At 45.3% G+C, this 8,833-nt stretch carries 9 protein-coding genes, 1 other RNA gene and 1 riboswitch; all 10 genes read left to right on the top strand.

The genetic code is table 11. The features are described from left to right. Positions 1 to 473: Nif3-like dinuclear metal center hexameric protein (locus ACY69O_RS00865; protein ID WP_462331583.1), on the top strand; the 473-nt coding region annotated here is incomplete at its 5' end. Positions 474 to 517: 44 nt separating this feature from the next. Next, an RNA gene (rnpB, locus tag ACY69O_RS00860) (RNase P RNA component class A) lies at positions 518 to 869 on the top strand. Between the two features lie 165 nt (positions 870 to 1,034). Further along, positions 1,035 to 1,180: riboswitch (cyclic di-AMP (ydaO/yuaA leader) on the top strand. A 47-nt stretch (positions 1,181 to 1,227) separates the two neighbouring features. Continuing rightward, positions 1,228 to 1,848: a C40 family peptidase gene (locus ACY69O_RS00855; protein ID WP_462331584.1), complete on the top strand. Its 621-nt coding sequence runs from the start codon at positions 1,228 to 1,230 to the stop codon at positions 1,846 to 1,848. A gap of 156 nt (positions 1,849 to 2,004) precedes the next feature. Then, positions 2,005 to 2,886 (top strand): glucose-1-phosphate thymidylyltransferase RfbA, encoded by an 882-nt coding sequence (rfbA, locus tag ACY69O_RS00850; protein WP_462331582.1) that lies wholly within the window; start codon positions 2,005 to 2,007, stop codon positions 2,884 to 2,886. A 14-nt stretch (positions 2,887 to 2,900) separates the two neighbouring features. Beyond that, positions 2,901 to 3,470: a dTDP-4-dehydrorhamnose 3,5-epimerase gene (gene rfbC, locus ACY69O_RS00845; RefSeq protein WP_462331581.1), complete on the top strand. Its 570-nt coding sequence runs from the start codon at positions 2,901 to 2,903 to the stop codon at positions 3,468 to 3,470. Beyond that, positions 3,467 to 4,495 (top strand): dTDP-glucose 4,6-dehydratase, encoded by a 1,029-nt coding sequence (gene rfbB, locus ACY69O_RS00840; RefSeq protein ID WP_462331580.1) that lies wholly within the window; start codon positions 3,467 to 3,469, stop codon positions 4,493 to 4,495. The genes rfbC and rfbB overlap by 4 nt, the downstream gene beginning before the upstream one ends. Before the next feature lie 31 nt (positions 4,496 to 4,526). Next, positions 4,527 to 5,585: a 16S rRNA (cytosine(1402)-N(4))-methyltransferase RsmH gene (gene rsmH / locus ACY69O_RS00835; protein ID WP_462331579.1), complete on the top strand. Its 1,059-nt coding sequence runs from the start codon at positions 4,527 to 4,529 to the stop codon at positions 5,583 to 5,585. 147 nt (positions 5,586 to 5,732) lie between these two features. Beyond that, positions 5,733 to 6,515 carry an adenosylmethionine decarboxylase gene (speD, locus tag ACY69O_RS00830; protein ID WP_462331578.1) on the top strand — a complete coding sequence of 261 codons (783 nt, stop codon included), beginning with the start codon at positions 5,733 to 5,735 and terminating at the stop codon, positions 6,513 to 6,515. 79 nt (positions 6,516 to 6,594) lie between these two features. Further along, positions 6,595 to 8,055: an aminotransferase class I/II-fold pyridoxal phosphate-dependent enzyme gene (locus tag ACY69O_RS00825; RefSeq protein WP_462331577.1), complete on the top strand. Its 1,461-nt coding sequence runs from the start codon at positions 6,595 to 6,597 to the stop codon at positions 8,053 to 8,055. Further along, positions 8,055 to 8,833, top strand: a 779-nt coding sequence (speE, locus tag ACY69O_RS00820; protein ID WP_462331576.1) for a polyamine aminopropyltransferase, incomplete at its 3' end; no start/stop codon positions are given. The genes ACY69O_RS00825 and speE, both read left to right, overlap by 1 nt.

Raw genomic sequence — 8,833 nt, 5'->3', positions numbered from 1 at the left:
TGGTAAAGGCTCATCCGTACGAGGAGCCTGCGTATGATTTGTATCCGCTTGCAAATAAGGGAGCTGTGTATAGTCTGGGAAGGATTGGCTCGGTGGAAGCTCCTGTGACTTTGGATGTGTTTGCGGCACGGGTGAAGGAGGGCCTTGGGGCTGATTCGATTCGTGTTGTGAGGGCAGGTGAGCGTCTGATAAAGAAGGCCGCGCTCTGCAGCGGAAGCGGTGCGGAGTTTATTGAGAAGGCGGCTTTTATGGGTTGTGATGTTTATATTACCGGGGATGTGCGTTATCATGATGCGCAGCGTGCTGTTGAGCTGGGTATTCATGTGATTGATGCCGGGCATTTTCCAACGGAGCAGCCTGTTGTGCCTGTGGTGGCCGGGTATCTTCGTGATGAGCTTGGGAAGGTGCGCGGAGGAAAGGATGTAGAGGTTGCTGCAGATGATATGCTGAAGGATTTTTTTAGTTTTATGTAATTTTTGTTGCCGTATTTTAACGAAGGCGCTATAATTTATACTTGCGAGTATGAAAGGCAATCGCTGGTGTCCTTGAGGCACTTGAGGAAAGTCCGGGCTCCACAGGGCAGCGTGCTGGATAACGTCCAGCAAGGGTGACCTTCGGGAAAGTGTCATAGAAAAGAAAACCGCCGGGCAACCGGTAAGGGTGGAAAGGTGCGGTAAGAGCGCACCAGCAGTCAGGTGACTGGCTGGCTTGATAAACCCCACGCGGAGCAAGACCAAATAGGGAAGGGATGATGCGGCCCGCGGAACCTTCCGGGTTGAGTCGCTTGAGCTTGCAGGTAACTGCAAGTCCAGATAAATGATTGCTGCCGCTTATGCGGTACAGAACTCGGCTTATTGAGTACTCGCGTGAAAATACCGGATGCCTGCCATAAACAGGCATCTGTTTATTTTAATTCTTTCATATATGTAAAAAATTAATAATTATTTACATAAAAAAGAAGGAATTTTAATTTTTATGTCGTATTATATAAAAGTGAGTTGGGCATGGGTGTAATGTCTTATATCGCACAGTGCCTGTATAAAAAGCCGAATCCAGCTCAGGAGCGGGGGAACCAGGTTTTTGGGGTGAATGTTGTTTGTTTCTCTCTGAGAAAGGACAAGGGTGGTCTTCTCTACCCTAACCCGACAGCTAACCTCGTAGGCGAATAGAGAGAGGAGTGGCTTTTTGAGTAAAGCAGTACGCATCATTTTTGTTTCGTTGCTTTGCATGTGCTGCTTTTCCTTGGCGAGTGCTGAGTCATTCAGCGTGGGAGATCAGGGAAATGATGTTGCTGAGATTCAGGGTGCTTTGGCTGATCTCGGATTTGATGTGGTTGCCGATGGCGACTACGGTCCGGGAACGGTTGCTGCAGTAAAAGAGTTTCAGGCATCACATGGGATGAATGTCGACGGTCAGGTCGGGCCTGCTACTTACTCAGCTTTACTGGGTAAAGACATGCCTGCAGTAAGCCGCGGATCCAATTATTATTCCCGTCGTATCGTACAGACTGCGATGGATTATATTGGCGTTCCGTATGTGTTCGGTGGTACTTCACCGAGCGGGTTTGACTGTTCGGGATTTGTTCGTTACGTTTTTGCTCATGCAGGCATTTACCTGCCGCGCATGGCTGACGAACAGTATGAAGTCGGAACTCCGGTTTCGATGAGTAATCTTCGCACAGGAGATTTAGTATTCTTCTCTACGTATGATTACGGTGCATCTCATGTTGGCATCTATCTTAGCGATGGAAACTTCATCAACGCTTCATCAAGCCGTGGCGTTGCAATAGATTCGCTTTACAGCGAATACTGGGGCAGCTGCTACATTGGTGCGCGTCGCATTATGTAAAATTTTTGGAGGCCTTAAAGGCCTCCTCTTTTTTTGTCCGGGTTTGACGTGTGGTGAAGCTCCCACTGAATAAGTCTCATTTTACGTTAAAACTTGCAGGAGATATGAGCTTTTCGTAGAATAGTAATATAGATTGCCAGTAACGGAGGTCTTGTGATGATAAAAAAAGGTATTATTTTAGCCGGAGGTTCAGGTACGCGTCTGTATCCTCTGACTAAGGTTGTTTCCAAACAGCTCATGCCTGTATATGATAAACCTATGATTTACTATCCGCTTTCAACGCTTATGCTTGCGGGTATTGAGGATGTTCTGGTTATTACTACGCCGAGGGACAGTCAGAGCTTTCAGGATTTGCTTGGAGACGGAAGTCAATGGGGTATATCTGTTTCCTACGAAGTTCAGCCAAGTCCGGACGGTCTCGCACAAGCATTTTTGATTGGTGAGAAGTTCATCAACGGTGAGGGCTGTGCACTTGTTCTGGGCGATAATATTTTCTACGGTTCTGATTTGGCGTCTGCTATGCAGGATGCAACAGCACGGGATGACGGGGCAACGGTATTTGCATATTATGTTGCTGATCCTGAGCGGTACGGTGTTGTTGAGTTTGATAAAAGCGGAAAGGCTTTGAGTCTTGAAGAGAAGCCGTCAAATCCGCGTTCCAATTATGCGGTGACGGGACTCTATTTTTATGATTCTGATATTGTGGATATTGCACGTTCCGTAAAACCGTCCGCACGCGGTGAGCTTGAAATTACTGATGTAAACAAGGCGTATCTTGATGCAGGAAAGCTCCGTGTCGAGAAAATGCGCCGCGGCTATGCATGGCTTGATACGGGAACGCATGAATCGCTGATGCAGGCAGCTGCTTTCGTGCAGACGATTCAGGCACGTCAGGGACTTAAAATTGCCTGTGTTGAAGAGATTGCATATCGCATGGGATTGATAAGTGCCGAGCAGGTTCAAAAGCTGGCAGAACCTTTGAAGAAAAACGAGTACGGACAGTACTTGCTTCAGATGATAAGTGAAAAAGGCTATTGAGGAGGAATCCGGTTTTGAATATAGAGGAAACGAGTTTAAAAGGTGTTTATGTTCTGAGTCCGCAGGTTTTCGGTGACGCCCGCGGCTGGTTCATGGAGAGCTGGTCCAAGCGCAAAATGGAAGAAACAGGCCTGTTTGTGGATTTTGTTCAGGACAATCATTCATATTCCGCACAGAAAGGAACACTGCGTGGACTTCACTATCAGCTGAACCCCATGTGTCAGGCGAAACTAATTCGCTGTTCGCGCGGTGAGATTCTTGATGTGGCAGTGGATATCCGAAAGGGTTCTCCGCAGTACGCGAAATGGGTTGGGGTAAAGCTGTCTGCCGAGAACAAGAAGCAGATATATATTCCGCAGGGATTTGCACATGGATTTATTACTCTCACGGATGATGTCGAGGTACAGTACAAGGCTGACAATTATTATGCGCCGGAGTGTGACGGAAATATTCGCTGGAATGATCCTGAGATTGGCGTTGACTGGGAGATAGAACCGGTGGTTCTGTCGGATAAGGATAAAAATGCCCCACTGCTCAGCGAGAGAACAAATTTGAATTTTGTCTACGAGGAGTCTAAGAAATGAGAATTGTCGTCACAGGCGGAGCCGGATTTATCGGCAGCAATTTTGTATATTATGAACTGAAAAAACATCTGGAAGATACGATTATCTGCTATGATGCTTTAACTTATGCAGGGAATCTTGAGACCTTGGATGAGGCTCAGAAAAATGATAAGTTTAAGTTTATTCATGCGGATATAACTGACCGCCAAGCTGTCTATGAAATGTTCGAAAATGAGAAGCCGGACATCATCGTAAATTTTGCGGCTGAGAGCCATGTTGACCGCTCGATTGAAAATCCTGAGCAGTTTTTGAAGACAAACTTCATGGGTACAGGCGTACTTCTTGACGCATGCAGAAAATACGGCATTGAGCGCTATCATCAGGTTTCGACGGATGAAGTGTATGGCGATCTGCCGTTGGACCGTCCGGATTTGTTCTTTACGGAGACAACGAATCTGCACACCTCCAGCCCGTACTCCGCTTCAAAGGCTTCAGCGGATTTACTTGTTATGTCGTATCACAGAACTTATGGAGTTCCTGCAAGCATTTCGCGCTGCTCCAACAACTACGGACCTTATCATTTCCCGGAAAAGCTGATACCTTTGATGATTATCAATGCCCTGCACGATAAAAAGCTTCCTGTTTACGGTACGGGAGAAAATGTCAGAGACTGGCTCTATGTAGAGGATCATTGTTCGGCTATTGATTTGATACTTCGCAAGGGCAAGGCCGGGGATTTATTCAATATCGGCGGACACAATGAGAAACGCAATATTGATGTTGTAAAGATTATCTTAAAGGCACTTGGGAAACCTGAGTCTTTGATTGAGTTTGTCGAGGACAGAAAGGGCCATGACCGCCGCTATGCTATTGACCCGACAAAGATTCATGATGAATTGGGCTGGGAGCCTGAAACAAAATTTGAAATCGGAATACAAAAAACGATTGAGTGGTATCTGTCGCACAAGGACTGGTGGCAGCATATCATAAGCGGTGAATATATGCAGTATTATGACCGTATGTACGGAAACCGCGGTAAGGCATAAGCTCTAATCAGGTGGAAGGATTGATTTTGTTTTGACAGAGCAGAAGGGTGATGGAGTACATCATCGGCGTCCGCACTATGCAGGAAAATATCCGCGTCATTTTGCGGAAAAATATAAAGAACTGCAGCCGGAAAAATACGGAGACGAGATCGAAAAAATCATTCAAAAGGGAAGTACTCCCGCAGGAATGCATATCCCCATTATGGTGAATGAAATTCTGGAGGTTCTTAACATCAAGCCGGGTATGAAAGGTTTTGATGCAACCCTGGGATATGGAGGACATTCCCAGCGTATGCTTGAACGCCTGAAGGGCGAAGGGCATCTGTATGCAGGGGATGTTGACCCGATAGAGATTAAGAAAACCACAAAACGCTTGGCTGATTTGGGTTATGACGATAAAATCCTGACGGTGAAGCAGATGAATTTCTCTGAAATCAAGGCTTTGTCCGAGCAGGTAGGAAAGTTTGATTTTATTTTGGCAGACCTTGGTGTTTCCTCAATGCAGATAGATAACCCTGAGCGTGGATTTTCATACAAGGTCAACGGTCCGCTTGATTTGCGTCTGAATCCAGAAAAGGGACAGTCGGCTGCGGAGTTTCTGGCCACACTTGATAAAGATGAAATTTCCTCGATACTTGAGGAAAACTCTGATGAGCCCTTTGCTGATGAAATCGCAAAGCAGATAATCAGAACTGGGAAACGAAAGAGAATCGAAACGACACAGGAGCTGTTCGAAGCGGTAGAGAAGGCTCTGATTCAGGCGAAGGTGCCGAAGGAGGAGCTTAAGGATTCCGTGAAGAAATCCTGCGCCCGGACTTTTCAGGCACTGCGGATTGAAGTGAATAAAGAGTTTGAAGTGCTGTATGAATTTTTATCTGATTTGCCTGATGTGCTGAATCCCGGCGGACGTGTCGCGATACTCACGTTTCATTCAGGAGAGGACCGTATGGTCAAGCAGGCATTCAGGGAATATTTCAGACAGGGAATATACAGCGAATACTCAAAAGATGTTATACGTCCGTCAAAAGAAGAGTGCTTTAGAAATCCCAGAGCTCATTCCACAAAACTGAGATGGGCCGAAAAAGCGTAATTATACCCGCAATCCTTCATTAACAAGGATTGCGGTTTTTTTATACAATGTAATCATCGTTTTTGTTGCGTTTTCTTATTACTTTACTTATAATTATAGGCGTGTAAAGACAGCACTGTAATTGACATGGGAAAGGATGTATGTCGGTTGGAAGAAAAGCTTAAACTTTATGGCTTTAATAATCTGACGAAATCTTTGAGCTTTAATATATATGATATTTGCTATGCAAAGTCACAGCGTGAACAAAGAGATTATATCAAATACATTGATTCGCAGTATAACTCTGAGCGTTTAACAAAGATTCTTTCGCGTGTCACCGAAATGATCGGCGCAAAGATATTGAATATTGCGAAGCAGGATTATGACCCGCAGGGTGCCAGTGTTACGCTCCTTATTGCAGAAGAGGCTGCCGTAACAAAGGGAACCAAGCTCCCGAAATCAATGCGGGATGCTGTTGTTGCGCATTTGGATAAAAGTCATGTAACGGTGCATACGTACCCGGAATATCACCCGGATACCAGTATCGCTACTTTTCGTGTAGATATTGATGTTGCAACGTGCGGAACTATCACTCCGCTGAAAACGCTGGATTACCTTATCAGTAACTTCGATTCTGATATTATAACGATGGATTACCGTGTACGCGGTTTCACACGTGATATTACAGGCAGAAAGCTTTTCATGGACCATGAAATGCGTTCTATTCAGGACTACATCAAGAAGGAGACTCTTGATGTTTATGATGCCATGGATATCAACATCTATCAGGCAAATCTTTTCCATACGAGAATGCTCATAAAAGAGCTGGATTTGAAAAATTATCTGTTTAATACGGATATTTATGAGATTCCGCCAAAGACGAGACTGGCAATTCATGACAGCCTTCGTCGTGAAATGATTGAGATTTTCAGCGGAAGAAACGTATATTAACGAACGAAAAAACGGGCTGCAGGGATTTTGCCGACGGGCGGAATCCCTGCAGGCAATAAAGGAGACATTCGAACAGAGAATGAAAAATCTTTCCCAGGAGAGTGCGCCGATTCTTGAGGCGTTGGAAAAAATGAAAAGGCTGCGTCTTGTTCCATTTGATGTACCGGGACATAAGCGCGGCAGGGGAAACCCGGAGTTAACAGAGTTTTTGGGGGAGAAGTGTCTTTCCGTCGATGTTAATTCGATGAAGATGCTCGACAATCTTTGCCATCCGGTTTCTGTAATCAGGGAAGCGGAGCAGCTTGCAGCCGAGGCTTTTGGCGCAGCGCACGCTTTTTTTATGATTGGAGGAACCACATCGGCTGTTCAGACAATGATCCTGACAGCCTGCAAACGCGGCGATAAAATCATCATGCCCCGAAATGTTCATCGCAGTGCAATCAACGCTTTGATTCTCTGTGGGGCAACGCCGATTTATATCGACCCTGAGATGGACAAAACGCTGGGAATTTCCCTGGGAATGAGTTTTCAGGCTGTTGAAAAGGCAGTAAAGGAAAATCCTGATGCAAAGGCAATACTGGTTAATAATCCTACATATTACGGAATCTGCTCCAATATTGAGGCACTTGTAAAGCTTGCGCATGAGCACGGTATGCTGCTGTTGGCTGATGAAGCGCATGGAACACATTTTTACTTCCATGATCAGCTTCCTGTCGGAGCAATGACTGTCGGTGCAGATATGGCGGCTCTTTCCATGCATAAATCCGGCGGGTCTTTGACACAGAGCTCAATGCTTCTGGTGGGACCGAATGTATCGGAGGGCTATGTCCATCAGGTAATAAATCTCACCCAGACAACAAGCGGTTCGTATCTTTTGATGGCAAGTCTTGATATTTCGAGAAGAAACCTCGCTCTTCGGGGAAAGGAAATATTCGACAAGGTAATTGAAATGGTTGAATATGCCCGTGAAGAGATTAACGCTATCGGTGATTATTATGCATATTCACGCGAACTGGTAAACGGAGATTCCGTTTATGACTTTGATATAACAAAGCTGTCCATATTTACCCGCTCTGTCGGTCTGGCAGGCATTGAGGTATATGACCTTTTGCGGGATGAATATGATATACAGACGGAGTTTGGCGATATTGCCAACATTTTGGCTTATATATCGGTAGGAGACAGATTAAAGGATATCGAGCGTCTTGTGGCGGCGCTTTCCGAAATTCGGAGAAATTACCGCAAGGACCGTTCCGGTATGCTCGAAGCGGAATATATCAATCCGCAGGTCTGCTGTCCGCCGCAGGAGGCTTTTTATGCTCCAAAGCGTTCTCTGCCGATTGCTGAGACAGCAGGAAAAATCTGCAGCGAGTTCGTTATGTGCTATCCGCCGGGAATACCGATTCTTGCTCCGGGCGAGCTTATAACATCGCAGATTTTGGAATATATCCGTTATGCCAAGAAAAAAGGCTGCTCTATGACCGGTCCGGAAGATATGAATATTGAATATCTCAATGTTATGGAAGGAAGCGGTAAATAATGGACCTTTGGTTTACCGAGAATCATACGGAAAATGTTCGGCTTTCTATTAAGGTCGACAAACAGTTATACACCGCAAAGAGCGAATTTCAGAGGATTGATATTTTTGATTCTGAGGAATTCGGGCGTGTACTGGCTCTTGACGGGTATGTAATGCTGACCGAAAAGGATGAATTTATGTATCATGAAATGATTGTTCATGTACCTATGTGTGTTCATCCAAATCCGCAAAACATACTGGTAATCGGCGGTGGCGACGGCGGTACTGTCCGTGAGCTTGTTAAATACGATTCCGTCAAATCTGTAGATTTGGTCGAAATTGATGAGGATGTAGTTACGGCATGCAAAAAGTTTTTGCCGCAGACTGCAGGCAAATTAGATGACCCGCGTGTGCATACTTATTTTGAAGATGGACTTAAATTTATCCGCCATCATGAAGATGAGTACGATTTGATTATCGTGGATTCGACAGATCCCTTCGGACCGGGTGAAGGACTCTTTACCCGCGAGTTCTACGGGAACTGCTATCGGGCACTTAAAGAGGACGGCATCATGGTAAATCAGCATGAGAGTCCGTTTTATGCGAACGATGCTTATGCAATGCAGAGAGCGCATAAGCAGATTGTTACTTCTTTCCCTGTAGCAAAGGTATATCAGGCACACATTCCGACATATCCTTCGGGACATTGGCTTTTCGGTTTTGCGTCTAAAAAATATCATCCGTATCAAGATGTTGATTATGACACATGGAAAGCATTGGGAATTAAGCTGAAATACTA

Source organism: Schwartzia sp. (in: firmicutes), assembly GCF_978017985.1.
This window is presented reverse-complemented; position numbering and strand designations above follow the sequence as displayed.